Source organism: Fibrobacter sp. UWP2, from assembly GCF_900141705.1.
Classification (GTDB): Bacteria; Fibrobacterota; Fibrobacteria; order Fibrobacterales; family Fibrobacteraceae; genus Fibrobacter.
Map to the genome: position 1 here is coordinate 156906 of NZ_FQYM01000002.1, position 25166 is coordinate 182071.

The 25166-nt window shown below is 54.0% G+C and carries 19 protein-coding genes; 16 read left to right on the forward strand and 3 right to left on the reverse strand.

What is annotated here, in order from left to right; genetic code table 11:
- The first annotated feature begins 3 nt into the window (after positions 1-3).
- The 6 genes from BUB55_RS02570 to BUB55_RS02595 all read left to right on the forward strand — a co-directional run bounded on the left by BUB55_RS02570 (position 4) and on the right by BUB55_RS02595 (position 8184).
- Entirely contained in the window at positions 4-1824 is a 1821-nt protein-coding gene (locus tag BUB55_RS02570; protein WP_073187943.1) for an SGNH/GDSL hydrolase family protein, read from the forward strand.
- A gap of 128 nt (positions 1825-1952) precedes the next feature.
- The gene (locus BUB55_RS02575) at positions 1953-2873 is read left to right on the forward strand and encodes a TIGR02147 family protein (RefSeq protein WP_073187945.1); all 921 of its coding nucleotides are present in this window, start codon (positions 1953-1955) and stop codon (positions 2871-2873) included.
- Entirely contained in the window at positions 2866-5061 is a 2196-nt protein-coding gene (locus BUB55_RS02580) for a pectate lyase family protein (protein WP_159431920.1), read from the forward strand. The genes BUB55_RS02575 and BUB55_RS02580 overlap by 8 nt, the downstream gene beginning before the upstream one ends.
- Positions 5062-5190: 129 nt before the next feature.
- Positions 5191-6474 carry a serine hydroxymethyltransferase gene (gene glyA, locus BUB55_RS02585; protein ID WP_073187948.1) on the forward strand — a complete coding sequence of 428 codons (1284 nt, stop codon included), beginning with the start codon at positions 5191-5193 and terminating at the stop codon, positions 6472-6474.
- A gap of 88 nt (positions 6475-6562) precedes the next feature.
- Positions 6563-7261, forward strand: a complete 699-nt coding sequence (locus BUB55_RS02590; protein ID WP_073187950.1) for a hypothetical protein — start codon at positions 6563-6565, stop codon at positions 7259-7261.
- Between the two features lie 29 nt (positions 7262-7290).
- Positions 7291-8184, forward strand: coding sequence for an ABC transporter ATP-binding protein (locus tag BUB55_RS02595; protein WP_073187951.1), 894 nt, complete (start codon positions 7291-7293; stop codon positions 8182-8184).
- 1 nt (position 8185) lies between these two features.
- Here BUB55_RS02595 and BUB55_RS02600 read toward each other — a convergent pair whose 3' ends face one another.
- On the reverse strand, positions 8186-10063 hold the full coding sequence (locus tag BUB55_RS02600; protein ID WP_073187952.1) for a BamA/TamA family outer membrane protein: 1878 nt from the start codon (positions 10061-10063) through the stop codon (positions 8186-8188).
- Positions 10060-13962 (reverse strand): AsmA family protein, encoded by a 3903-nt coding sequence (locus BUB55_RS02605; protein ID WP_073187954.1) that lies wholly within the window; start codon positions 13960-13962, stop codon positions 10060-10062. Before BUB55_RS02605 ends, BUB55_RS02600 begins: the two co-directional genes overlap by 4 nt.
- A gap of 218 nt (positions 13963-14180) precedes the next feature.
- Here BUB55_RS02605 and BUB55_RS02610 point away from each other — a divergent pair, with 218 nt between their 5' ends.
- The 8 genes from BUB55_RS02610 (at position 14181) to BUB55_RS02645 (ending at position 22786) form a co-directional block, all read left to right on the forward strand.
- Positions 14181-16256, forward strand: a complete 2076-nt coding sequence (locus tag BUB55_RS02610) for a peptidyl-prolyl cis-trans isomerase (RefSeq protein ID WP_073187956.1) — start codon at positions 14181-14183, stop codon at positions 16254-16256.
- Positions 16257-16297: 41 nt separating this feature from the next.
- A complete protein-coding gene (gene ndk / locus BUB55_RS02615; protein WP_072797367.1) occupies positions 16298-16750 on the forward strand; it encodes a nucleoside-diphosphate kinase in 453 nt (150 codons plus the stop codon).
- Positions 16751-16786: 36 nt separating this feature from the next.
- Positions 16787-17629 (forward strand): succinate dehydrogenase cytochrome b subunit, encoded by an 843-nt coding sequence (locus BUB55_RS02620; protein ID WP_073187958.1) that lies wholly within the window; start codon positions 16787-16789, stop codon positions 17627-17629.
- A 17-nt stretch (positions 17630-17646) separates the two neighbouring features.
- Positions 17647-19560: a fumarate reductase/succinate dehydrogenase flavoprotein subunit gene (locus BUB55_RS02625; RefSeq protein WP_073187960.1), complete on the forward strand. Its 1914-nt coding sequence runs from the start codon at positions 17647-17649 to the stop codon at positions 19558-19560.
- Complete coding sequence (locus BUB55_RS02630) at positions 19560-20336, forward strand: succinate dehydrogenase/fumarate reductase iron-sulfur subunit (protein ID WP_014547104.1); 777 nt, start codon at positions 19560-19562, stop codon at positions 20334-20336. The genes BUB55_RS02625 and BUB55_RS02630 overlap by 1 nt, the downstream gene beginning before the upstream one ends.
- A gap of 177 nt (positions 20337-20513) precedes the next feature.
- Positions 20514-21305 carry an amino acid ABC transporter substrate-binding protein gene (locus tag BUB55_RS02635; RefSeq protein ID WP_073187962.1) on the forward strand — a complete coding sequence of 264 codons (792 nt, stop codon included), beginning with the start codon at positions 20514-20516 and terminating at the stop codon, positions 21303-21305.
- A gap of 18 nt (positions 21306-21323) precedes the next feature.
- Positions 21324-21983: an amino acid ABC transporter permease gene (locus tag BUB55_RS02640; protein WP_073187963.1), complete on the forward strand. Its 660-nt coding sequence runs from the start codon at positions 21324-21326 to the stop codon at positions 21981-21983.
- 8 nt (positions 21984-21991) lie between these two features.
- A complete protein-coding gene (locus BUB55_RS02645) occupies positions 21992-22786 on the forward strand; it encodes an amino acid ABC transporter ATP-binding protein (protein WP_073187965.1) in 795 nt (264 codons plus the stop codon).
- A 31-nt stretch (positions 22787-22817) separates the two neighbouring features.
- Here the strand turns inward: BUB55_RS02645 and BUB55_RS02650 are convergent, their stop codons facing one another.
- Entirely contained in the window at positions 22818-23264 is a 447-nt protein-coding gene (locus tag BUB55_RS02650; protein ID WP_073187966.1) for a hypothetical protein, read from the reverse strand.
- Between the two features lie 80 nt (positions 23265-23344).
- Here BUB55_RS02650 and BUB55_RS02655 point away from each other — a divergent pair, with 80 nt between their 5' ends.
- Together BUB55_RS02655 and BUB55_RS02660 are read left to right on the forward strand one after the other, a co-directional pair.
- Positions 23345-24058: a porin family protein gene (locus tag BUB55_RS02655; protein WP_073187968.1), complete on the forward strand. Its 714-nt coding sequence runs from the start codon at positions 23345-23347 to the stop codon at positions 24056-24058.
- An 84-nt stretch (positions 24059-24142) separates the two neighbouring features.
- On the forward strand, positions 24143-25120 hold the full coding sequence (locus BUB55_RS02660; protein ID WP_073187970.1) for an ECF transporter S component: 978 nt from the start codon (positions 24143-24145) through the stop codon (positions 25118-25120).
- Positions 25121-25166: the final 46 nt, after the last annotated feature.

The following is a 25166-nucleotide window of genomic DNA, read 5'->3' on the forward strand; positions in this document are numbered from 1 at the left end:
ACTATGAATTCGATTCTCAAGATTGCCATAGCTGCTACGGTTTTTGCTGGCATTGCCGTGAGCGATTCTACCTCGTTCAAGGTTCACGTGATTGGGGACTCTACGGTCTGTAACTACAAGGATAGCGCCTACCCGCAAACGGGCTGGGGGCAGATCCTGGGGAGTTTCTTTGACGGTTCCCGCGTCCAGGTGGTGAACTACGCTATCGGCGGTCGTAGTTCCAAGACGTTTGTGCAGGAAGGCCGCCTGGATGAAGTCAAGAAAAATCTCCAGAAGGGCGATATCATGATGGTCCAGTTCGGGCATAACGACCGCTATTTTGGAAGCAAACCTCGTGAGGTCCCCTTTGATTCGCTTGGCTACTGGCTACAGCAGTATGCCGATGTGGCTAAAGGGGCGGGCGTTACCCTGGTGTACGTGACCCCGATGAACATGAACATGGGGGCGAATGGCCGCAATATCTTTACTGAATACAACGTTGTCGGCAAGATGGAAGAACTCGCCAAGAAAAACGGCGCTGTCTATGTGAACCTGAATGCCAAATCCTACAACGCCTACAGCAAGAGCTGGGACCCGGCGTATGTTTCCCGCTACCAGTTCAAGATGTTCCTAAAGGGAGAATACCCGAATTACCCGGATGGTGTCACCAACGACGGAACGACGCACTTCCAGGAATCGGGCTCCATTGCTCACTGTCAGTGGATTGCCGAGGAACTTGAAAGCGCCCTGAAAAATGAATCGTACATCTCTGCCGACAACAAGGCGAACCTGACGCAGCTTGTGTCTGCCCTCAAGCCGCGCTACGCATTTACGGTCAAGGCGAATATTTCGAACAGCAAGGGCCTCATTACGCATAACCAGCAACTCCCTGGCGGCGCTCCGCTTACTTTGCATGTGAGCCCCGGTAGCTTTGGTAAGAAGTTCGTTGGCTGGTACGATGACGACTGCAATAAGCTTTCTGCCGATTCGAACTACTACGGGAAAAAGACCCTCTACCGCGCCGCGACCTATACGGCCGTCTTTGACGGTGGGCCCGCCTGCCAGCCGACTTCGCACGGGGATGAAAATTCTGGTGATACCCCCACGTCCTCTAGTTCCGTGGGGCCGGAATCTTCAAGTTCGTTTGACCAGAAAATTTGCTTTGAAGGTGTTGCCGACGATGCCTGGCCTTCTCCCATCGACATGGCTAACCCCGAAGTGGGGGACGGGTGGACCGAGGCAAACCACGAAGGCTATACGGGCCAGGGATTCTTTAACTTTGACAATTCCGCCTACAGCACGGCTACCTACAATGTGACTTCGGACCAGTCCGCATCGAACGCCCGCGTGATGATCCGCTATTCGTTCCAAGGAAACACGGATCGAGACATGAAGCTGACTGTCGATAATGGTGAGTACGATGTGACATTCAAGTCTACCGGAAGCTGGGACAAGTGGGATACCGCTTACGTCGAGGACGTGTGGGTGGATGCTCTTGACTTTAAGGTGAAACTGGCTTCTGCTTCGGCAGACGGTGGCCCGAATATCGACATGATTGCCTTTGACATCAAAGGCGTGTACCGCACGGGTTGTAAGCCTGCAGTGGTGCAGGGCGATACAGGTACAACGGCTCTTAAGGGGCTGGCGCACTTTGACGCAACCCGCCAAGGCTCGGTGCGCATCCAGGTGGTCAATTCGCTGGGCAAGGTCGTCGCCGATGAGGTGCGCATTGTACCGACAGGTTCGCTTTTGGAGTACATCGACAGGTTGAACATCCCCAGCGGCCGTTACCTGGTACGCATGACGTTGAACGGTAAAACCTATACCCAGGCCATAAAGAAATAAATCTGCCACAAAAAAGTGCGCAAAATCACCATATTCAAAGTGTGGACTTTTTGTGGCGTTTTTCTGTCCACACTTATGTAAAAAAAATGTATATTTATAGGCAAAAATGTCTTTTTTGAATACCTGCCATGATTAATCTTTTTGAATATCTCAATTATAGAGACTTCCTCAGGGACGCCTACGAAGAACGCCACGCAAGCGACTGGCGCTTTAGCCACCGTTATATTGCCGAGAAGGCTGGTTTTGACTCCTCGATGTTCAACAAGATTTTGCAGGGCAAGCGCAATATTACCGATCGCCTGGTTTCGACGTTCGCCGACATCTTTTGCCGAGACGAACGCGAAAAGACCTATTTTGCCAACATGGTCGCCTTTAACCAGGCAAAGAACCATTCGGAGAGCCGCCAGTACTTGGAAAAACTCGTCGCCACAAAGGAATGCCGCGTCGAGGACCTGGCGAAGGACCAGTTCGAGTATTTTGACCACTGGTACCACGCCGTTATTCGTGAACTGGTGACTTTTTACCCGTATGTGGGTGACGATGCCGCCCTCGGTCTCATGGTGCGCCCTCCTATTTCGGCGAGCCAGGTGAAGAGCTCCATTGCGTTTTTGGAACGCCTTTCCATGATCAAGAAGAACGAGTCCACAGGTTTTTACGAACAAACGCAGGGACTCATTTCTAGTGGCACGGAATCTTACAGCACGGCGGTGAACGCCTACATCCAGCAGAACTTGACTGTGGCGCAAACTGCCATTGACCGCTTTGAGCGTGGGGAACGTAACCTCTCGACTTTGGCGTTTGGCTGCGATGAGAACACCTACAAGGAGCTGGTCGAAATGGTCCGCCGGTTCCGTCGCGAAATCTTGGCAAAGGTGGGGGCCTGCGAAAAGCCTAACCGCGTTTTTCAGCTGGGCATACAGTTGTTCCCGCTGAGTGATCCGTATCCGCCTCCGCAACGCCGCGGCCGCAAACGCCGCATTCGCGGTCAAGAGGTTTTGGACGCCATGGATGGTGACGTCGTTACCGGTGGGGAGGTTGAACATGTTTAGCAAGCTCGTTTGTCGCGTTCTATTTGGCATGGCGCCGTTTGCGCTGCTGCCCCTGGGCGCCTGTTCCAACGATTCCAAGGTGGCGGGTGGTACCGAGGCCGAGTCGACAATTGCCGTGCAGGTGAAGTTTGCCGATGGCACCCCGGCGGCGCATGCCCGCATTCGCATTCTGCCCGGGGCGTTTATGTCGGATGGCCTTGATACTACGGGCTGGAGCGAAACCGACGAATCGGGTTACGCTTCGTTTGAAAAGGAACCTGGACTCTATACGGTGGAAGCCCGCCAGGTCAAGGATTCCAAGGCGGTGGGAGCCGTGATGGATCTGCAGGCGGGGACCTCCAATAATTCGGGCACATTGAATTTAGGTGAACTGACAACCATCAAGGGGTATGTGGCTACGGGCCAGGGACCCTCGGTTATCCGCATTCCTGGTCTGGAACGCTTTGTCGTTCCCGATAGCTCGGGCTACTACGTTATCGATAGTTTGCCTGCGGGTGACTTCTCGGTTGTCATTGAGAGCCGCAGTAACCGCGGTTCCGTGACGGTCCAGGCGAGCTCAGGGGCGACTGTTCCCGAGGTGAGCCTTGGGGCGCCTCGTGGTTTTGCCGTCGAGAATTTCGAGAGCTTTAGCGGCCGCTCGGCAACGGGATCCATCTTGGGTGATGGCTGGTGGTACACGCTCGATGCCGATGGCAAGAATCTGATGCCGCTTTGGGACGAAACTTTGACGCGCGCCTATTCGGGTAGTGCCGGCTGCGCCTCGGGTGGCTGCGCCCGCACCACGGGCCGTCTTGGATTCCTTTTGGGTGTCTATAAAACCGACTATGAACTGCCTTCGCTCGATTCCCTCATGTTCAGCGCCCGCGGTAGTGGCAAACTCCAGGTAAGTTTTGCCTATGGCGATGCCGACAGTGTCGAGAGCGGCTTTACTTACGAGCTGGAACTCTCCAAGGTGTGGCAGGGGTACTCCATTGCTGTCGCCGACATGAAGCCCTACGGCATGGCAAAATCCAAGGTCGTTGTAAGCCGCATCGATTTCAATGTCGGCAAGGGCGACACCTTGTTCCTTGACGATGTGTACCTGGGCGGTATCGACAAGACTTCGTTGGATTCTGTGGCGACACCGCACCAAAAGGAAGTTAGCGTTTATTCAAAGGACTGGGCTGCTCATGACGCTCTGCTCGCCGAGGTCCAGGGCTATGCCAAGGGCGTGCGCGGTGGCGCCGGTCCAATCGATTCGACGGGTGACGCCAAGAACATCGGCGAAATTTGCATTGTCACGACAACCGACGACTACGTGATTGTGGAAGATACGACCGAAGTAGGCGATTCGCTCGAGGTCACGACGAACGCGGTGATTGCCCCGGGCTCCCTCCGCGAGTGCGCCTACAAGGATACCGCGACGTGGATTTTGTTTGAAAAGAGCGGAACGTACAACCTGCAGTCGCCGCTTCGCATTGCAAACAACAAGACGATTGACGGGCGAGGCCGTGACATCCGCATTGCGGGCATGGGCATTTTGACAAACGAGTCTAGCAACCTGATTTTTGAAAACCTCACGTTCACGGAACCGTCCATCACGGTGCAAGACACCAGCAGCCGCCGTGCCCTTTCGATCCACAATTTGACGAGCTACGTGTGGATTGACCACTGCACCTTCGAGAGCTACCCGCTGGTGCAGATGGACATCAAGCGCGGTTCCCACAATGTGACGGTCTCCTGGAGCCGCTTTGAGAATGCGCAGTCGGGAATCCTCTTTGGACTGGAACCGGAACTGTATGTGGACTCGACGCAGACTTTCACGTTACATCACAACTACTTTGCCAACATGAGCAATAGCGGCGTGCTTTCCCGTTTCGGTTCTATCCACGCCTACAACAACTTCTTCCTTGACGTGGATTACGCCGGTGTTGAATGTACGGACTCGGCTCGCTGCTACATTGAGAACAATATCTTCAATATCGAGACGCCCGTGGTCGTTTATCGCCAGTTTACGGAAGAAGACGGCGTATGGACGCCAGTCTCCTCTACCGAGGGGTTCCCCAAGATGCTGGACAACTGGTTCTCGGTTGGTGGGGACGAATTGAATGGCGATGCCAAGGGCTACAAGCCCGATTACAAGTACGATATGGACTTTGCTGATGCGGACCTGGCTTGGCGCATCAAGGAGTCTAGCGGCCCTCGGTAGGGCCCACTATTTAGCCGAATAGACTTGTTGACATAATTATACCCAAAGGCCTTTCGGGGGAGTCGTGCTCGTTGCCCGAAGGGTCTTGTTTTTCTATATTTCGGCCTGCAAAAATACCAAGGAGCAATAATGCTTAAATCTACACTGCAACAGACCGATCCGGAAATCTACAACATCATCCAGGAAGAAGCCGAACGCCAGGAATATGGCATCGAGCTCATCGCTTCCGAAAACTACACCTCCAAGGCCGTCATGGAAGCCATGGGCTCCGTGCTGACCAACAAGTACAGCGAAGGCTACGTGGGCAAGCGCTACTACGGTGGTAACGAAGTGATCGACAAGATGGAAGCCCTCGCCATCGAACGTTGCAAGAAGCTCTTTGGTTGCGACCACGTGAACATCCAGCCGCTGTCCGGTTCTCCGGCCAACGCCGCTGTCTATTTCGCCGTCCTCAAACCGGGCGACAAGGTCCTCGGCCTCAAGCTCGACCACGGTGGACACCTTTCTCACGGCCATCCGGTGAACTTCTCCGGCATGCTCTACAACTTCGTGCAGTACGAAGTCGATAAGGAAACGGGCCGCATCGACATGGACAAGGTCCGCGAAATCGCTCTCCGCGAAAAGCCGAAGATGATCCTCGCCGGTTTCTCTGCCTACAGCCGTAACCTCGACTGGAAGCGCTTCAAGGAAATCGCCGACGAAGTGGGCGCCCTCACCATGGCCGACATTTCTCACGTCGCTGGCCTCATCGCCGGTAAGGCAATCGATTCTCCGGTGCCGTACTTCGACATCGTGACGACCACGACCCACAAGACTCTCCGTGGCCCGCGTTCCGCTATCATCATGTGCAAGGACCGCACCATCCAGAAGATGGTGAAGGGCGAACTCAAGGAAGTTTCCCTCGCCAAGGAAATCGACAAGGGCGTGTTCCCGGGCATGCAGGGTGGTCCGCATGACCACATCAACGCCGGTAAGGCCGTTGCATTCCTCGAAGCTCTCCAGCCGGAATTCCAGGTCTATGCAAAGAACGTTATCAAGAACGCTCAGGCTATGTGCGCCGAAATGCAGAAGCTCGGCTACAAGGTCATCAGCGATGGCACCGACAACCACCTCATCGTGGTGGACATGACCTCCAAGGGCGTTTCCGGTAAGGAAGCCGAAGTGGCCATGGAAAAGGTCGGCATCTCCTGCAGCCGTTCTACCATCCCGTTCGATCCGCGCAAGCCGATGGATCCGTCCGGTGTCCGTCTCGGTACTGCCGCTATCACGACTCGTGGCTTCGACGAAGAAGACACTCGCGAAGTGGCCCGCATCATCGACCGCTGCATCAAGGCCAAGGACGACGATGCCGCTCTCGCCAAGATCCGCGAAGAAATCGTGGCTCTCTGCAAGAAGCACCCGCTGTACAAGTAATTAGCGCCTTCGGTGCGAAAAATTAAGGAAAGTGGTTCGCGTTTGGCGGACCGCTTTTTTTATCTTTACTGCATAAACAAGAGGTTTTATGCAGTCCTGGACTGAAATCAAGAAGATCGAGAACCCGACCGAAGAACAGCAACTCGAGGCGATTGCTCTCAACTGGTATGCCATCAGCCTTATCGAGAACCCGACTGTCGCCGCGCAGAAGGCGGCGTTTGCACAGAACGTGCAGGCGATTCTCTACATCAAGAACGGCCTTTGCGAAGATTTGAAGGCGGCGCTCAACGCCCTCGACGAGCCCGCGCTCCTTGCCGCGGTGAACGGCGACCCGAACATTTTAAAGTTTGTGACGAACCCCGACCTGCTCAAGGCCGCGGTACGTAGCGACTGGAAAATCGTGAAGAAGATTGACAATGCGGGCGAAGACCTGTGGGCCGAGGCGGTGCGTGCGAGTGCCGATGCGGTCAAGGCCGTGCCGTTCATGGGCGAAAAGATCCAGGCGGCGCTCGTGGAACGCGACTGGCACGCCCTGCAAGATATCGTGCGTCCGTCGGCTGCTGTTGTGATTGCCGCGGTGAAGCAGGACTACCATGCTTTCGAATTTGTGAGTATCAAGGACCGTACGGAGCCGGTGCAGCTTGCCGCCGTGCGTACGGACTGGCGTTGCATTCAGTACTTGCAGCGTGCATCCGAGAAGGTGCAGATGGAGGCGGTGCGCCAGACGAAGGACGCTTTCGCACTCATCAAGAACCCGGCCGAGGCGGTCAAGGAATTCTGCGCCTAAACTAGGTTTTATACGTTCCCAGGTCCACAATGATCCAGTTCGAAAAAGTTGCATTCAAGTATCCCGGGGCGGACCATTATGCCCTGGTCAATGTGACTCTTGAAATCCCGCAGGGCAGTTTTTTTGCATTGCTCGGCCCGAACGGTGCCGGAAAAACCACGTTGTTGCGGCTTTTGTGCGGACGGTTTTCGCGGGCGGCTCATGACGGCGACGCCAAGGCAAAAAAAATGGGTGGGGAAGGCTTTACGGGCGACTTGATCGTTGCCCCGGCGTTCCGGAATGCGGATGGTTTTTTGAATGCGCGTTGTTATGGAGTGTTGCTGGAGAACCCGGGTGTTTACCCAAAGCTCTCCATAGAAGAATACCTGAGCTACTTTGCGGGTTTTTACGGGATGGGTGAAAACGCCTGCATGCCCAGCGGCATGGCTCGCGCCCGCGTGGAGGAACTTGCCGAACGCCTGGAACTCCCGGCGCTCCAGTCACGTCTTTCGACACTCTCGCTGGGCAACCGCCAAAAAGTGCAGATTGTCCGTGCCCTTGTTCATAATCCCAAGGTTTTGATTCTGGACGAGCCGGTGGCGAACCTCGATCCGAACGCTCGTGAAATGGTATGGAAACTCATTGCCGAGTGGCGCGAAAAAGAGGGCGGCACCGCCATAGTCTGCTCACACATATTGGCCGAGATGGAAGAGGAGGCAACAGACTACGCCATTATCGATGGCGGCCGCGTCATTGCGTCGGGGCTCGCTCCGTCTAAAAGTGCCAATGCCGAGAAAGCCGGCGGGCACAAGTTCTCGATTAGCGTCCAGGAGGAAGCTTCGCTTGAGCAAATCAAGCAGGCTCTTGCCGAAGCCGATATTCGCGCCGAGGTCGTGGCGCACAAGAGTTCGCTCGCGGACATTTACCGCAATTCAACAAAGTAAGCTAGAAGGCGTGCGATAGGTCAAACGCAAAGCGTCCCCACGCGAAGTTTTCGGCGTTCCAATGGCTGAACGTCTTTTTGAAGGCGTAGTCGAGGCGGAAGGTGAGGAACTGCCAGCGGTAGCGTAGGCCAAGACCCAGGCTCGCGTCGGATTCCTCCTCGTACACGGAGGTCTCTTCGTCCATGACCTTGGTCCAGTCGAAGAACTGAACCAGTTGCCATTTTTTGATGACTTTCCAGGGCATTCGCCAACGGATTTCCTGATTGAGTCGGTAATACATTGGGGTTAGACCTGTGTTGATGATGGTCTCTCCGTCGCTGCCTTCGCTTTCGTAGCTCGCGTAAATACTGCGGAAGCGGTAGCCACGCACTGAACGGGAACCGCCTTGGTAGAACACGCGGGCGTCGTCTTCAATCGCTTTGTTAAAGAACTTGCCCACGCTTCCGCTAAGCGCCCCGTAGAATGTCCAGAACAGCGGGAAGTAGACGTTGGCAGTGGCTTCGCCGTATGTGTAGGGGTTGCCGATCATTTTGGGGTCGTCTAGGCTGGCGGTCAAGTTGATGCCACCACCCACGGTTGGCGCAAGGCGAATACCCTTGGTGGGGTTGAAATAGTCGTCGGTATAGTCGAACGTGAGGGCGATTTCGTCCTTGAACTTGAACATCTCGGCGGAGTTCTTGTTCACGTAGCGTGTATCGAGTGTGTTGCGGAAACGGATGTGGCTCGTAATGCCAAAGGTAAGGTCACCGCGGTTAATCACTTCGTAACGCTCTTCTATGCTGTCGGGGTAGGCGGGCGGGTTGATTTTTTCGTGGTTGAAGGTAAGGCGGTCTTCAAATCGGATTGCCGTGGGGATGAACGTGAAGCGTGTGCCGAACAGCAGCGGGTTTGCGTAACCGGCTGAGATTTCTTGCTTGTGCTGGGCAATTTGGAAGTTTGTCGAAAATTCGTTGAACGAGCCAAAGAAGTTCTTGTGGCGTGCGTACGCCTGGGCGCCAAAGCCGTAGATTTCTTCAAAGAAGAACCCGTAGCGCGCTTCGCCCGGCACGCGTTCCACTACGTCCAAGTGGACATCCGAGAGACCGTCTGTGCGCAGGGAATCCTTGAGCTTGATTTGCGTAAACAGCTGTGTTGAGAGAAGCTTGTTCTTGAAGGAATTGTACTGGTTACCGTCAATGATTTCGCCCTTGGGAATTCGCCACAGCGAAGAAAGCCATGCGGTGTCGGTAAGCCCGTCTTCGGCTTCGCTTTTGCGATTGCCAGCCTTTTGCGAACTGCTGATGATGTTTCCCATCATGACCTTGGGGCCGGATTCCACGTTGATTTGCACATGGATTTTCTTTTGGACCGTGTCCAGAATTTCCATGGGAGTCACGTAAACATGCAGGTAACCTACCCGGCGGAACTCGCTTTGAATGTACTGGATGTCTTCGGCGATGTCCTCGTGTTCAAAGAATCGATCCTGGTTTGTTTTGAGGGCCTCCGGCTTGATTTGCACGTCGGTCTCGGTAGATGTGGTGATGGTTGCCCCGTTAAAGCGGTAGCGGTCGCCTTCATTGATTGTAAAGAGGTATCCGCGTACAATGCTGTCTGTAGAAATGTACTGACGGCGGATTTCCATTTTCATATCAAGGCTAAAGTAACCGCGCGAGTAATACAGCGACTTGATGTTTTCGGAGGAAAGTCGCATCATAAAGTCTTGCTTGGTCGTGTCCAGGTTTCCAAATTCCTCGGGCACGTCAAGCTGTTCGTTGAGCTGGAAGCTTGAGAAAATGTTGTTTCCGTAAAAGTCGGTGTACCACGGGTGTTTGGCTTCGCTTCCTTCGTCGGCAAAGGCGAAGGTCACCGATAACAGCAGGAGACTAATCAATTTTTTCATTTTTTAGCCTCCGTCTTTTTGAGTGGTGGTTTGACAGACTCGTTGGGGGTCTCCGGCGGGTCGATGGTTTCGCAGTGGCCGATGCCGATTAGGCACGGGTTCCAGTAACGGTAAACATAGTTTATACCCACATTCTTTTCAACGCGGTTTTCGTTGCTCTCGGTACCCGTGTTCGTCAGGTACTGTTTGGACACAAGTTGCGCGTACAGCGACATGGTGGGAGACATGTGGTTCTTGTGCGAGAACTCCTTCTCTTTGAACACGGGGAGCGTGTAGTTCAAACCGAATTGCAGGGACTGGTCGTATGTCGGGTTCTCGCTCTGGTCTTGCGTGTAGCCAAAGATGAGACTCAGGTCCTTGACCCAACGGTCCAGGGAAATCGGTAGTTTGAAATAGCTGGAGTCTTTTTCGTTGGTGGTGTTATTTTCAAAGAGCATCACTTTCATGTCGATGTCGCCAATGTATTCGCCGCCGAGCGTCTTGTTTGCCGTGCTCGAGATGACTTTGCCAATGGCCTTGCCGGCGAGCTTGTTCCAGTCGGTTGTTTCGTTGTCTTGGTTGGCGATGCATCCCAAGAAGATGTTGTAGTAGATGGAGGCGGCGCTGGATTCGTTGCCGCAGTTGCTGCTCGGGTTCGGTTGCAGGTTTGTAATGGTCCCCTGGATGTCGAGGTTCACGGGACAGGTTTCTTTTTCGGAGCTCTCTTCTTCGTCACAGTAGGGGAGCTCCTGCGAACTGGAAACGTCAACGATACCGTGCTGCCACGGAACGTCGGTCCAAGAAATACGGAAGTTATTCAGGTCGAATTCGTAAATCTCCTGCACACCAATAAAGCCCGTGTTCGAGTTGGTCACATCGCCGCGGAGCAGCGGCCTGTTGGTGTTGCCCAGCACCCACACGTCAAAGGTGAATGGGAATGTAGCAAATGGGGTCACAATCTCGATGGAGTCGTTCTGCGAGTCGTTTACGTGAATAGAAAGGTTAATCGGGTTTGCTGTTGATATTTTGACTTCGGTTTCTTTGTTGCGCAATTTGGCGATGGCGTTGTTGGCAAGCGTGAGGAACTTGTCCAAGGTTGCTGGGGTTACTTCAATTTCCAAGTCACGATGGTAGACAAGTTTGTCTATAGTCAAGTTTCCGCCCAAGGTGTTGTTTTGCAACATTCCCTCGCGTGTATGCGGGATAGAGAAATTGAGCTCACTGTGACCCAGCGCCTCGCCTTGACCTAGAACATCGTCATTGAACAAGTAATGGATGGAGCCGATTTGACCCGTAATCATCAGGTCGTCTTCCGTTTCTTCCATGTGTGCCGAGATGTCTTTTGCTTCCAATTTGTGAGGGCCTTTTTCCAATGTGTAAATGTCGGAGTTGATGTCGATGGCCTTGAGCTGCAGGCTGTCGAGGTTGTATTGCAGTGTGGCGTTGATGGTCTCGCCGCTGTCGTTCCACGTTGATGCCTGGGTCAGGTCAAGAACCCCGTTCTCCATGTGACCGCGGAACTTGAGCGGGAACAGGTAGTTGATCTTGGACGGCTGGAACAACGTGGAATCGGAATGGAAGTCGGCGGTGATGCCCTTGAGGCCTTCCTTGAGCTTGGCGGCAAAGTTGATCTCGAGGTCCGTCTTTTTAACTTCGCTGATGGTGCCCGGGACAAACCAGGATCCGTTCATGTTGAGCTTGCCTTCGAGAGTGAGTGACGTGTCGAGGAACCCTTCGGCGTACAGGTCGCCTCCATTGTCGCTGTTGTGCGAGATGCTTACGTGACGTTTGGACTTGAACATGTCGTCCAAAATGATTTGGGTGTTGCCCGTCCAGCCGCCGCCACCAATGCCGAGGTATGCGTTCAGCTCCACCTTGCTTGCTTCGGCGAACATGTTCATTCTTTTTACGTTAAAGAGTTGCGGAGGAATGTTGTTGAATTCCACGTTCTCGAAGTCCACGTTGCCCTGCAATCCCCTGCCCTCGTTGTAGGCGAGGTCACCGGTGATGAGACCTGAAGCGAAGGTGGTGTCGCCCAAGGGCTCCAGCAATAGCGGAATGCTGAACTCGCGTGCCGACGCCCAGGCGTGGACAACTTGGATGGGGAGATTACCCGTGGGGTTGAACTCTGGGTTCGAGTCGTTGGGGAGAATGAATATTGCCTCCGCCTCCACGCGGTTCTTGCTGTGCATGGCTTCGGCCTTCTCTACGAATATGGTGTCGCCGTTTTGCGTGATGCGGGTCTGAGCCGAAAATTCGAACGGGTCTACGTTACCCATGATGCTTGCCTCCAGCTCGCCGATTTTGGTATTGAAGTTCTGGTTCCAGAACCCGGTGACCTTGCCGTTCAGGTTTTCACTCAATTTGATTTTGGCGAACGGGATGGTCGAGACTTCGACACTGTCTGCCTTGATCTTAATTGCGGTCGAATCGATGATTGAAATGTACGCTTCGGCATGGCCGCCGTTTCGCTGTGATACTTTCCATGATGTGTGCGTGTTCTCGCCGGCCCAACGCACGTCGCCTGTGACGTCGAACGTCTCTTTGGGTGTGTAGATGATGCCGTTGCTAAAGTCGATGCCTGTTTTATCCAGGTCCAGCATAATCTGCAAGGAGTCGGCGGTCACATGCCACACGAACGGGATGGTGTCGATTTTCACGAGAGCCTTCATGTGCCCGTCGGCAAACGAACCAAACACCTTGAAGCGGTCCCTGATGGTGAGGTTCCCCATGCTCCAGTCCAGCGCCCATGGCTCGTACGGCGAAATGTCGCCTACGTAGGTGAGGTTGAACTTGTCGCTGAAGTCCATAGAGCATTCGACCAGCGAGCCTTGTCGGGTCTCGACGGTCACTTCCATTTTTTTGTCGTGCATTTCGGCGGAGTGGATCACCATGTCGAGGGGCATCACTTGCGGACCGAACTCCGCGCTCATGTGGTCGATCTTTCCTCGCGCCGATACATTCAAGTCCTTGTCAAAGTCGGCTTCCAGGTCAATGGTCCCGCCTTCGTTGTTGTCCAGGTGGACTTCCGCATGGTAGTTATTGTCGTCGCCGTTGAACTGGATGGTGGCGTCCATGGGGAGCAGCGGCCAGAATTCGCCGATGTGTGTTTTGATGGTGGTCTTGTAGTTGGGCTTGCCGGTCTTGGGGTCGAGCGCCGCCTCCGCCTTGACCGTGAGCGCCCCGAGTTCGGGTACGGCGTTGGGGAGTTCCACCGGGAGCCAATCCTCGATGTTCTTCACCTCGAGGTTCGCCTTGGTGCTGACCGCGGTCAAATTGTTCTTGGGCATGTTGCCCTGCACGTTGATGGAGTCAGAACCGGCGACAACCTTGCCATCCAAATAGATCCGGTCGCTCTCGAACTCTGCTCTGAGGTCGAACTTCGCGGTGTGGGCGATGTTGTCCCCCTTGATGTTGTCTGCCGATGCTCGCGCTTTCTGCAGCCCTTCGCTCTTGACGGCGATGTTCTCTGCCTCCCAGTGCTTGTCGTTTACATCTATGCTCAGCTTGCCGACCTCGGCGCTTACGGGCAGGTAGAACTTTGCCTTGTCCGGGAATTCCTTGGGCTTGTTTGATTTCTCGCCAGTCTTGGCCGTGCTGTCGGTCGTAATTTTGATGTCGACTTCGGCGCCCTTGACGCTCAGTCCTTTGTTGTCGCCCAGTATGGAGAAGTCGAAGTCGGCGCCGCGTATGGTGACTACGGTTCCGTTGGTCTCGACTTGGACTGAGTCCCAAGAGTGGGTGAGGGGGCCGTCCATTTGGTGGCCGAATGGCGTTACTTTGGTGTCTCCGTAGGTGTGCGGGGTCTCCAGGTAGGTTTTGAACGCAACATAGGAGAACCAGGCGAGCAGAGCGAGCACGCCAACAACTACCGCCGTGATGACGGCGGTCCCTGCAAATGTCGAAGTTATCTTCTTCAACTTGACTATAAGTATAGAAAATGATGTCCAAAAAATCACGCAAAGACCGTCGTAAGTCGTTGAAAATCAATGACTTATGAGCATTTTGTAAAATGTTTAAGAATTTTTACAAATTAAGAGGCTCGGCTGTATTTCGGCCCTCTTGTTCAAACTACCGATTCGTGGAATTATTAACGAGGGGCATTTTATATATTTGAATTTGTTTTATTGAGGATCCAATGAATTTAAGAGTAATTCTCTCGCTTTCTATTGCATCCCTTATGCTTGCCGCTTGTAATGGCGCTGGGCCTAAGGATGAGTTGGTCGCCCGAATCGGCTCCGAAAATTTTTACCAGTCTGATTTGGACTTTATCGCCATGAAGCAGCGCGATTGGACCCATACCCCGGATTACCGCGAAGCGGTATCGCGCGAGCTTTCTCGCACGGCATTGGCGACTAAAATACTGCAAGAAAATCCACAACTCAAAGAAAAGTGGAATGCCGAATTTGCCAAGTTCGAGATTCGAATGCTGATGGTTGCCTACCAGCAGTTTTTCGCCATGAACAACATGTGTTTTACCGACAGCGAACTCCGTACTTATTTCCAGAACCATCAGTCGGAGTTCGCCTTGGATTCCACGAGGTCGTTCACGGAATTGCGCAGCAAAATAGCGGTTCGGCTGTTTTTTGAGACCTATGCCGACTCTCTCCACAATTTTAGGGCAAAGTGGGCTGCAGACAACTCGGAAGCCGATACCGCACAGGCGGATTCAGCCTTTGTGAACTATGTCAAGCACGAATGGATGTCTAACCTGGGCAATCAACTTCGCGAAAAGCACAAGGTGGAACTTCAGCCTTTGCCGGAGCCCGATATCCAGGGGTATTACGACGCTCATTTGTCTGAATTCATGACTCCTCCCATGATGGTTCTTTACCACATCCAGGGCGCAGACTCCGCCAGACTCGCCAAACGGGTTTCCAAGATCCATGCCCAGGATTCTGCGGCGTTCAAGGCATTGGCGGCTAAGTATAGCGAAAACAAGGAAACCGCTGCCAATGGCGGTTTTGTGGGCAAGGTCAAAAAGGGGTACGCCCTCCCGTACGGTATAGGGATGGTCGATGGCTTGTTTGAGGCTTTTGAAGGGAAGCCTGCCGGTAGCATTTCCCCGGTGATGCGCACTTCTGTGGGGAGTTTCCATGTGTTCTACCTTGATTCCCTGGTCGCTCCCGAACAAAAGGCGCTGGCCCGTGTTAAAAAGGATGTGGAGGAGGCTATAGAACGCCAGAATACCGAGTTGGATTCCGATTATGTGCTGGTGACCGTCAATGGCCAACCGGCTATTCGGGAGCGCGATGTGATGGACGTTTACGCTTCGAATAACATGATTTTGCCCAGCAACATGTACCGCAAGCGCATTATGAATATGCTTGCCGAGGGCGTTGCCTTTGCGACGGAGGCTCGTAAACTCAAGCTCGACAAGTCGTGGGAATACCGCGCTATGGTCCGCGAATCCGAACGTAGTTACGTGATTGACCAGTACGAGCGCCTGGTGGCCGAAAGAGACTCTGTGCCCGAGGATACCTTGAAAGCCGTATACGAAAAGTACGGTAATCCATTGGCGCATCGTCGCTTGTCCTACGAAGCCTCGCGTAGCGACTTGATTGATTTTGTGAAGTTCCCCAAGAACCTGATTTTGCGCTTCTACTATTACAGCTACGACCGTTATGGAAACAAGCCGGTTGAGGAATCGCTGTCGAACATTATTGCCGAGAACATCCAGCAGTACCGCAACTTCCGCAAGGAACGTCGTATTGCCGATGCTTGGAGCGCCGTAAAGTATACTCCTTACCGCAAAAATTTGGAGTTTAAGTTCGATGCCAATTCGCCCGAGAATCTCATCAAGGCATCTGACTCCCTGTACAAGGCGAAGAGGTTGGAACTGGCTATCGATAAACTGAAGCGCCTCCGTCTCATTTACCCCGACAACGACAGCCTATTTGCCTGGGCCACGTTCCAAATTGCCCAGATGGAATCGGAGTCCGACGAGGACTACGATCTGTCGCAGGCCGAGTATCATGCCTTCTACGGCATGAATCCCGATCACCCGGATGCCGAGAAGGCGATGTTCAGCCGCGGGTTCATTTTGAACGAGCACCTGCACCGTGACGCCGAGGCTCTTGAGGTGTTGGAGTCCTTCCAAAAGAAGTACCCCAATAGCGAACTCAAAGAGTCGGTGGACTGGTTGGTCGACAACATCAAGTCCGGCGGAAAACTCGCCGATGATTTGATGAAGAAAATCGAGGCAGAAGAGTAATTATCTATATTTCCCACATCTTAAAACAAAAGGTACCTACTATGGAAATGACATTTGCAATGATCAAGCCCAATGCGGTCAAGTCTGGCCTCATCGGACGCATTATCGACCGTTACATCGCTGCAGGCCTCTCCGTCTGCGCCGTGAAGATGCACCAGATGACTTCTGCCGATGCTCGCGGTTTCTACGCTGAACACGTGGAAAAGCCGTTCTTCCCGGAACTCGAAGCCTACATGACCAAGGGCCCGTCCGTGATGCTCGCCCTCGGCGGCGAAAATGCCATTGCCAAGGTCCGCGCCATCAACGGTGCAACCAATCCGGCTAAGGCGGAACCCGGTACCCTCCGCTACGATTTTGCCCCTTCCATGACCGAAAACGTCGTGCACAGCTCCGACAGTCCCGAATCCGCCAAGCGCGAACTGGACTTCTGGTTCAAGGAAGACGAACGCTACGCTTACGAAATGCCGAGCCTCAAGGCCTGCTGCGTCCTCTAAGTTTAAAACAAAAACCCCTCAAGGAGACACAACTCAATGCAATGGATCATCAAGTATCTTACCTCCTCCATCGGTAAGAAGCAGATCATGGGATGCACGGGTGCGGCACTCGCCCTGTTCATCTTCGGCCACATGTGTGGTAATTTCCAGCTTCTGAACTTCGACCAGGCTTCGGCCCAGGCGTCTTACAACGCCTACACCGAGTTCCTGACCGGGTTCAACCCGCTCCACTTCCCGATTAAGATGATCTATCTCGTCGAACTCGGCCTGGTGGCTTGCTTCGCTCTCCACATCTTCCTCGCCGTTACGCTGAAGATCGAGAACAAGAAGGCTCGCGGTGGAATCGAGTACGAAGTCAACGCTCGCAAGGGCAAGAAGACTTTCGCGACCTTCACCATGATCTGGTCCGGTCTCTTCATTCTCGGCTTCCTCGTGCAGCACCTCATGATGCTCAAGTTCGGCGAACACTACCTCTACATGAATGCCGAAGGCGAAATCGTCCGCGACATGTGGCTCACCACCATCCAGATGTTTGCTAACCCGGCTTGGGCTGCATTCTACGTGGTCAGCATGTTCGTGATCGGTATGCACCTTTTCCACGCCATTTCTTCTGCGTTCCAGACCATGGGCATTGCCCACCAGAAGTGGACCCCGATTATCGACATCGCCGGTATCGCTTACAGCGTTATCGTTGCCCTCGGTTTCGGTATCACCGCCGTTGCTGCCTTCTACCTCGCTAACCAGCCGGGTACCCAGGCCCTCATCGAAAAGTCTCACGAACTCCAGCCGCAGTACGAACAGCAGCTGAAGGCCAAGGCCGAGAAGGTTTCCTTCGTCGTTCCTTCTGTCGGCACCGTCGAAGTTTCTTTTAACGCTTAATTTTAAGGAGCCCACTAATGATTCTTGATTCTAAAATCCCCGGTGGTTCCATCGAAGAAAAGTGGACCAAGCACAAGTTCGAACTCAAACTCGTGAACCCCGCCAACAAGCGTAAGTTCACGGTGATCGTGGTTGGTACTGGCCTTGCCGGTGCTTCTGCCGCTGCATCCCTTGCCGAACTTGGTTACAATGTCAAGTCTTTCTGCATCCAGGATAGCCCCCGCCGCGCACACTCCATTGCTGCCCAGGGTGGTATCAACGCTGCCAAGAACTACAAGAACGACGGCGACTCCGTTTACCGTCTGTTCTACGATACCGTGAAGGGCGGTGACTTCCGCGCTCGCGAAGCCAACGTGCACCGCTTGGCCGAAAACTCGAACCTCATCATCGACCAGTGCGTGGCCCAGGGTGTTCCGTTCGGTCGTGAATACGGTGGCCTCCTCGACAACCGCTCCTTCGGCGGTACGCAGGTTTCCCGTACGTTCTACGCCCGCGGTCAGACGGGTCAGCAGCTCTTGCTCGGTGCCTACCAGGCCCTCATGCGCCAGGTTGCCGCCGGTAAGGTGAAGATGTTCCCCCGCCGCGAAATGATGGACCTCGTCGTGATCGACGGCAAGGCTCGCGGTATCATCGTCCGTAACCTCATCACTGGCGAACTCGAAAGCCATGTGGGTGACGCTGTGTGCCTCTGCACCGGTGGTTACGGTAACGTCTACTACCTTTCTACCAACGCCCAGGGTTCCAACGTGACGGCTGCTTTCCGTGCCTACAAGCGCGGCGCCCTGTTCGCTAACCCCTGCTACACGCAGATTCACCCGACTTGCATTCCTCGCCACGGCGACCTGCAGTCCAAGCTCACCTTGATGAGTGAATCTCTCCGTAACGACGGTCGTATCTGGGTTCCGCGCAAGGCGGGCGATACCCGTTCTCCGGACCAGATTCCGGAAGAAGAACGTTACTACTACCTCGAAGAGAAGTACCCGAGCTTCGGTAACCTCGTTCCGCGTGACGTGGCTTCCCGTAACGCCAAGCAGGTCTGCGACGCAGGTCTCGGCGTGGGTAACACCAAGCAGGCCGTGTACCTCGACTTCGCCGACGCTATCCAGCGCATGGGCGTTGCTGGTGTCTCTGCCAAGTACGGCAACCTCTTCCAGATGTACGAAAAGATTACCGACGAAGACCCGTACAAGGTCCCGATGCGTATCTTCCCGGCCATCCACTATACCATGGGCGGCCTCTGGGTTGACTACGATTTGATGTCCACTATCCCGGGCTGCTTCGTTCTCGGTGAAGCCAACTTCTCCGACCACGGTGCAAACCGCCTCGGCGCTTCTGCTCTTATGCAGGGCCTCTCCGACGGTTACTTCGTCATTCCGTTCACCATCGGCGGCTACTTCGCGGGCACCAAGCTCGAGAAGGTTTCCGAATCCGATGCCGCCTTCGAAGACTGCAAGAAGCAGACCGAAGAACGCATCCACAAGCTCCTTTCCGTCAAGGGTCACCGCACGGTTAACGAGTTCCACCGCGAACTCGGTAACATCATGTGGGAATATGTGGGCATGGCTCGTAACGAGGCCGGCCTCAAGACCGCTCTCGAAAAGATTCCGGCTCTCCGCCAGGAATTCTGGGAAGACGTGAACGTTGTCGGTTCCGAAGGTTCCTTCAACCAGAACCTCGAACGTGCCGGCCGCGTCGCCGACTTCCTCGAGTTTGCCGAAGTCCTCACTCTCGACGCCCTGCACCGCAAGGAATCTTGCGGCGGCCACTTCCGCGAAGAAAGCCAGACTCCGGAAGGCGAAGCCAAGCGCGACGACGAGAACTTCTGCTACGTGGGTGCCTGGGAATACAAGGGCGACGGTGTCGCACCGGAACTTTCCAAGGAACCTCTTACCTTTGATAACGTCCACCTCGCTACTAGGAGCTACAAATAATGAGCGGACTGAATTTGACTTTGAAGATTTGGCGTCAGAAGGATGCCAAGACCAAGGGACAGTTCGAAACTGTCAAGATCAACGATGTTTCTCCGGACATGTCCTTCCTGGAAATGCTCGACATCGTGAACGAAGAACAGATGAAGCAGGGCAAGGAAGGCTTCGCCTTCGACCACGACTGCCGCGAAGGTATCTGTGGCATGTGCTCTCTCGTCATCAACGGTATGCCGCACGGTCCTGACCATGCGACCACCACTTGCCAGCTTCATATGCGCAAGTTCAAGGATGGCGACACCATCGTGATCGAACCGTGGCGCGCCGCCGCATTCCCGGTTATCCGTGACTGCGCCGTTGACCGTACCGCTTTCGACCGCATCATCCAGGCTGGCGGCTTCGTTTCCGTCAACACCGGTGCCGCTCCTGAAGCTTCCACGATTCCGGTTCCCAAGGCCGATGCCGACCGCGCCTTCGACGCTGCCGCCTGTATCGGTTGCGGTGCCTGCGTGGCCGCCTGTAAGAACGCATCCGCAATGCTCTTCGTATCTGCGAAGGTCTCTCACCTCAGCTTCTTGCCCCAGGGCAAGGTCGAGGCGAAGAAGCGTGTGCTCGCCATGGTCGCCCAGATGGACAAGGAAGGCTTCGGCAACTGCACGAACCTTTACGAATGCCAGGCCGCATGCCCGAAGGGTATCACCGTGGATTACATCGCCAAGATGAACCGCGAATACCTCGGCGCCACCGTGACCTACGCCGAAAAGGTGTACGGCAAAGACTAGTAAGTTCACTGAGCTTGCCGAAGTGAACTGAATAGTCGGTTCGGCAGGCTCACCGACCTTTCCTGTGTCATCCTGGAGGGGCGAAGCCCCGATAGGATCCAGACCAACATTATAAAAGGGCCCGCAGCGATGCGGCCCTTTTTCTATATTTCTCTTGTAAATGAAAAAGGAGCGTTTATGAAAAAGATTCTTGCGATGTTTGCGGCGGTTGCGTGTGCCGCGGTTCTTTCTGCCTGCAACGACCAGAAGGCGGAATCCAAGGCTCAGGCCGATGAATCCCTGAACAAGGTGAAGGCGGCGGGCGAGTTTGTGCTCGGTCTCGACGATTCCTTCCCGCCGATGGGTTTCCGCGACAAGGACAACAACATCGTGGGTTTTGATATCGACCTCGCCACCGAAGTTTGTGCGCGCCTGGGCGTGAAGCTCAAGACGCAGCCGATTTCCTGGGATGCTAAGGAACAGGAACTGAACACCGGCAAAATTGACTGCATCTGGAACGGCATGAGCGTGGACAGCGCCCGCGCAAAGGCCATGAACCTGAGCGACCCGTATCTCAAGAACCGCATGATTTTCACGGTGAAGGACAAGGCTCTTGCAAATCTCGCGGCACTTGCCGGCAAGAAGATTGCCGTGCAGAACGGCTCTACCGCCCAGAAGCTCCTGGATGCCTCCGAAGCGGGCAAGGCCGCCAAGGAAATCGTTCCGTTTGACGACAACCAGACGGCGCTCATGGATTTGGACAAGGGCGGTGTCGACGCCGTGTTCCTGGACGAAATCGTGGCCAAGTACTGGATTGTGACGAACGCGAAGGACTACACGGTGCTCGAAGAAGGCCTCTCCGACGAAGTCTATGCCGTGGGTTTCCGCAAGAAGGACCAGGCCCTGCGTGATGCCGTGAATTCCACCCTGGCCGCCATGAAGGCCGACGGCAAGTTCGACGAAATCTCTGCCAAGTGGTTCGGCAAGTAACGGCCGGCGCGCGGTTCCATGTCTGATTTGAGCAATTTACTCCCGATTCTCTGGGGCGGCTTCTGCACGACGCTCTCCATATTCGGCCTGACGCTTTTGTTCTCGATTCCGCTGGGTCTGCTCATTGCGGTCCTCAAGATGAGCAAGTGGCGCGTGGTGCGTTACCCGGTGTCGTTTTACATCTCGGTAATGCGCGGCACCCCTTTGCTGCTCCAGATTGTGGCGATTTATTTCGGCTCCTACTACCTGAGCGAATATGCGGGCGTGGATTTTTCGTTTGACCGCTTCCCGGCGGTAATTGTGGCGTTCTCGATAAACTATGCGGCGTACTTTGCCGAGATTTTCCGCGGCGGTATCCAGTCGATACCCAAGGGGCAGTACGAGGCGGCTTACATGCTGGGCATGACCCGCACGCAGACGTTTTTCCGCATCATTCTCCCGCAGGTGGTAAAGCGCGTGGTACCCGCGAGCGCGAACGAAGTGATTACCCTAGTGAAGGATACTTCCCTTGCGCAGGTGATTGCGGTGACGGAACTTTTTGCGCTGGCCAAGAAACAGCAGGCCGCCTACGCGAGCATTTACCCGCTGTTCGTGGCGGGCGTATTCTACTATGTGGCGAACCTTTTGCTGAGCGTGCTTTTTGCCTACGTGGAACGCAAGCTCAATTACTATAAGTGAGGCGTGGAATGGAAAACGTGAACGAATCTGCGCCGATCCTCAAGGTAGAACACGTCAAGAAGTCCTTTGGCGATTTGCATGTGCTCAAGGATATCTCGTTTGACCTGAAGGCGGGCGAGGTGCTCTCGATTATCGGTCCCAGCGGCTCCGGTAAGAGTACGCTGTTGCGCTGCCTTACCCAGCTTGAAACGGTTGACGGCGGCTTTGTGCAGGTCGACGGCAAGGACATGGTTGTGCCGAGTGATTCGGCGAAGGGCCCGGCAGTCAAGTACGCGCCGGCGAAAACGTTACGCGAAATTCGCCTTTCTACGGGGCTCGTGTTCCAGAACTTCAACCTGTTCCCGCACCTGACGGTGCTGCAGAATATCTGCCTCGCTCCGGTGCGCGTGTTGGGTGATGAACGCAAGGACGCCCGCGCCATGGGTCGATTCTTGCTCAAACGCATGGGCCTCGAGGGCAAGGAAAACTCTTACCCCTGCGAACTCAGCGGCGGCCAGCAGCAGCGCGTGTCCATTGCCCGCGCTCTCGCGATGAACCCGAAAATTCTTTTCTTCGACGAGCCGACGAGTGCGCTGGACCCGGAACTCACCGGCGAAGTGCTCAAGATTATCAAAAAACTGGCCGAAGACAAGATGACCATGGTCATCGTGACTCATGAGATGGCCTTTGCCCGCGATGTGGCCGACAAGGTCATCTTCATGGACGGCGGCGTCATCGTGGAACAGGGAACCCCCGACCACGTGTTCCGTGAATCGGGCAACGAACGCCTGGCACAGTTCTTGAGCAGGTTTTCAAAGGCTTGATTTTTTGCACCGCCAGGTGCTCACGCGAATTTTACTTAGGAATAAGGACTCTGCCGTCCGAACAGTATAGGGACGTGAGTGAACCTTCCATATAGAGGTTGTTCATGTCGCAGGTTTCGGCAATCGCGCTGATTTTCTGGCGTACCTCGTTCCAGGCTTCTAGGGTGGCGTCATCGCGCTTGCCCAGGTTGTCTTGCAGGTCCTTTGCGATTAGTGCCTGTTCGACGATTTGCTTTTCGCAGTCGGTATAGCCTTCGTTCGTGAATTTCTCTGTGTCGAATACCGGGTCGCAGTCATCGGAATAGTCGTACGGGTCCTCGCCGCCGTATGCGCAGGCGATTGTCTGTATGGCAATGGAAGAAAGGAGCAACTGTGCCCAGTACTTGCGGATAAACTTGACGGGATTTCCGATTTTTGCTCCGTTCCCCCAGAATACGGAACAAGCGAATACGCTGATGCGACGGAATAAATTTTTCATGTCAAAGTCCTCAACCTTCTTTAAATCTAAAAAAAAGATGAGTTGTTACAAAATAGATTATATTTAAAGTAGAGGAATAGATGAAGTTCTTTCGATTTTGTTTGTTTGCGCTGCTGTTTGCATCAATCGCCTTCGCAGAAGGCTCTCTCGAAAAAACGCATTATTTGGGTGGACATATTTCTTTGTTGGCGGGAGCCGTGTGGGACGACGTCCCGGTAAAGGGTGTTTTTGGTTCGTCAAGGGACGGTGTCGAAAAATCTAGCCTTGGCGGCGGGCTGGGGTTTGGAGTGGAACTCGGGGCGTCGTATTGGTATCGCCTGAATTCTTTTGTCGGCTTCGTCGGCGAGGCCAGTTACAGGTATAATCTTATGACTCTGGAGCAGGATGTTTACAGCCTCCCGCCAGAGGACCCCTATGGCGATAAAACGTTGTACGACCTGAATGTGTATAGTTTTGTATTCCCGGTGGTGGTCCGCGTTTTGCCGTCGCCAAGTTTTTATCTGGAGGCGGGCGCGCAGTTCAACTTGATTCTCGACGGGGTGATAGAAGACAAGGCGGGGGAGAATTCCTTTGATTTTGATGCGGAACGGTTGGGCTGGGCGCTTGTTCTGGGTACGGGAATCCCTGTGAAAACGGACCAGGACAAGCTCACCGTTGGGGTACGTCTTGTTTTTGATATGACCCGCATCGAAAGGGAGGGAATCGTCGAAATAACCAAGGGGGCCGCCTATCGCGAGGCGTCCCCGATGAAATTCTGGAACCTGCGGTTTGACTTTACCGCCTATTTCCTGTGACAAAAACCTACGAAAAAGCGATTTTCTTGCTACAATAAAATAATTCAATTTAGTTTTTGTTATATTTCTCAAAAAAAGGTTCATATGAAAAAGCTCAATTCGAATCTTTTTTGGCGGTTCAAGATTTTTTTAGCGATGGTCTCCGGCGGGATCGTCCTGAATTTTCTGTTGGCTAATTTCGCCATCCACTTCAAAATACCCCTTTATTTGGACTGCGTGGGCAGTATTCTCGTAGCCATGCTGGGCGGCACAATCCCTGCCATATTGGTGGGATTCTTCTCAAACGTCATCAACAGCATTTACTCGCCGGTCACCCTTTACTATGGTATTATCAGCATTCTCATAGCCGTGTGCGCCTCCCATTTCCATACCAAGCGCTATTTCAAGCATGTTCACAAGACGATTTTTGTCATTTTTGTATTTGCCGTTTTGGGTGGCGGTCTCGGTTCCGTTTTGACCTGGTTCCTGTTCGGGTTTTCTTTTGGGGAGGGATTCTCTGCTCCATTGGCCCATTGGCTCTTTGCCCATGGCGTAAGCAATCAGTTTTCGGCCCAGTTGGGCGCTGATTTCGTTTTGGACGTCGTTGATAAAGCGGCTGTGGTGGTCATGGCCCTATGGATTTATCGCGCTCTCCCGCAAAAGGTCAAACTGCAGTGCCTGCCTTCGTACCGCATGATAGAACTCGTCAACTCGAGTGATGTCCACGTGAGGCACACTCTACTTCGCAAGGTGATTGTCATTGTCGTGATTGCCGAAATTTTGCTGGGCGCGGTCGCTTGTTCTATTGGATTCTTCCTATACCGAGATGTGGCGATTAGGAACTACACGGCCGTGGGTCAGGGTGTGGTGGATGCTGCCGCCATTTTGATTGACCCTGAACGTGTTGATGCCTACCTTGCCGAAGGGCGCTCAGCTGAGGGCTATGCCGAAGTCGAAAAGGGACTCTACGACTTGCAAAAGAGTTTTCCGCAGGTGACGTACCTTTACGCCTACCAAATCTTGCCTGACGGATGCGAATTTGTCCCTTTTTTAGTTGAAAATCCAGGTCTCCAACTGGTGTAAATCTAGGCTATTAGCGCTTCATTGTCAAGTAGTTTCATGCTCTTTT